Source organism: Streptomyces sp. SPB074 (assembly GCF_000154905.1).
Lineage (GTDB): Bacteria > Actinomycetota > Actinomycetes > Streptomycetales > Streptomycetaceae > Streptomyces.
Genome location: NZ_GG770539.1, coordinates 1388549 through 1390641 on the forward strand (window position 1 = coordinate 1388549; position 2093 = coordinate 1390641).

1 protein-coding gene is annotated in these 2093 nt (G+C 75.0%); it reads right to left on the reverse strand.

Annotated elements, in window-relative coordinates; genetic code table 11:
• Positions 1–2039 (reverse strand): GNAT family N-acetyltransferase (locus tag SSBG_RS05595; protein ID WP_106429307.1); only part of this gene is annotated, 2039 nt, incomplete at its 3' end.
• Between the last annotated feature and the right edge of the window lie 54 nt (positions 2040–2093).

Consider the following 2093-nt stretch of genomic DNA (forward strand, 5'->3'; position numbering starts at 1 on the left):
GCGCGCCCTCGTCGCGTACGGCGCCCGCCTCGCGGGCGTCCGCGCTGGACCGCTCCGCCCGGGGTGTGCGGGCCGGCGCTCGCCGGGAGCGTCGCGGTCGCGGCGGAGAGCGCGTGCGCGAGGCCGCCGAGTTCGACGTGCACGACGAGGACCGGCTTGCGCGCGGGCGAGGCGGCGACGGCCTCGCGCAGCGCCGCGCCGAGCACCTCGCCCTCGGGCCAGTCGAGCGCGCCTTCGTCGACCCACGGGATCGCGGTGACGACGACGGCGTCGCTGTCCGGGTCGGCGAGCGCCTGTTCCAGGGCGCGGCGGAAGTCCTCGGGGCCCGCGGAGGTCGTGAGGTCGAGCGGGGTGCGCGGGCGCAGGTTCTCGGTCAGGCAGGCGTCGTAGGTGAGCAGGCCCAGCGACTCGGAGTTGCCGAGGATCGCGACGCGCGGTCCCTCGGGGAGCGGCTGCCCCGCGAGGAGGACACCGGTGTCGACCAGGTCGGTGACGGTCTCGACCCTGATCACACCGGCCTGCGCGAGGAGCGCGGAGACCGTCGCGTGCGGGAGGCGGGTCTCGGCGACGGCGTGCGAGGGCGGGGTCGCGGCGCTGTGCCGGGCGCCCTGGACGACGACGAGCGGCTTGGTCGCGGCGGCCCGGCGCGCGAGGCGGGTGAACTTGCGCGGGTTGCCGATCGACTCCAGGTACATGAGGGCCACGTCGGTGCCGGGGTCGTCGTACCAGTACTGGAGGACGTCGTTGCCCGAGACGTCGGCACGGTTGCCCGCCGAGACGAAGGTCGAGAGCCCCGTGCCGCGCTGGTGCAGCTCGGAGAGGAGCGCGATACCGATCGCGCCGGACTGGGTGAAGAGCCCGACCCGGCCGCGCGGGGCGAGTTCGGGCGCGAGCGAGGCGTTGAGGCGGACGGCGGGATCGGTGTTGACGAGGCCGAAGGCGTTGGGGCCGACCAGGCGCATCCCGTAGCTGCGCGCCTGCCGGACGAGGCGCCGCTGGCGCGCCCTGCCGGCCGTCACGCTCTCGCCGTATCCGGCGCTGATGACGACGAGGCCGCGCACCCCGTGCTCGCCGCACTCGGCGACGGCCTCGGGCACGCGCTCGGCGGGGACGACGACCACGGCGAGGTCGATGTCCTCGCCGGTCTCCGCGACGGTGCGGAAGGCGGGGACGCCGTCGAGGGTGCCCTGGTCCTCGGGGAAGCTGCTGTTGACGGCGTAGAGGCGGCCCGTGTACCCGGCGGCGAGGAGGTTGCGCAGGATGCTGCGGCCCACGCCGCCGCCCGCGCGCTTGGCACCGACGACCGCGACGGCGGAGGGGGCGAGGAGGCGCTGCACGGAGCGGGACTCGGCGCGCTGCTCGCGCGCGTACTGCACGCCGAGCGAGCGCTCGGTGGGTTCCAGCGGGAAGGTCAGGTGGACGACGCCGTCCTCGAAGCTGCGCTTCTGCTGGTAGCCCGCGTCCGTGAAGACCTTGATCATCCTGATGTTGTTCGGCAGCACCTCGGCGCCGAAGCGGCGGATGCCGCGCTCGCGGGCGACTGCCGCGATGTGTTCGAGGAGCGCCGAGGCGACGCCCCGCCCCTGGTACGCGTCCTGGACGAGGAAGGCGACCTCGGCCTCGTCGGCGGGCGCCGAGGCGGGACGGCCCGTCGCGTCGACGCGGTCGAAGCGGACGGTGGCGATGAACTCGCCGCCGATGGTCGCGGCGAGCCCGACCCGGTCCACGAAGTCGTGGTGCGTGAAGCGGTGCACGTCCTTCGCGGAGAGCTTCGGGTAGGGGGCGAAGAAGCGGTAGTACTTCGACTCGTCGGAGACCTGCTCGTAGAAGCTGACGAGCCGTTCGGCGTCGTTCGCCGTGATGGGCCTGATCCGCGCGGTGCCTCCGTCGCGCAGGACGACGTCGGCCTCCCAGTGGGCGGGGTAGCCGGCCTCGTGCGGCTGCGCCGAGGGGTGCAGGTCCCGGGGGAGGGCGCCTCCCGGGCGGGACGCTGCTGAGCTGGGCTCCTCGGGGCGGGGCGGGTCGGCCGGGGTCTCCATGGGGTCAGGGTACGACCGTGTGTACGAGGCGCGGTGGCGCCGTGCGCGGGGGCG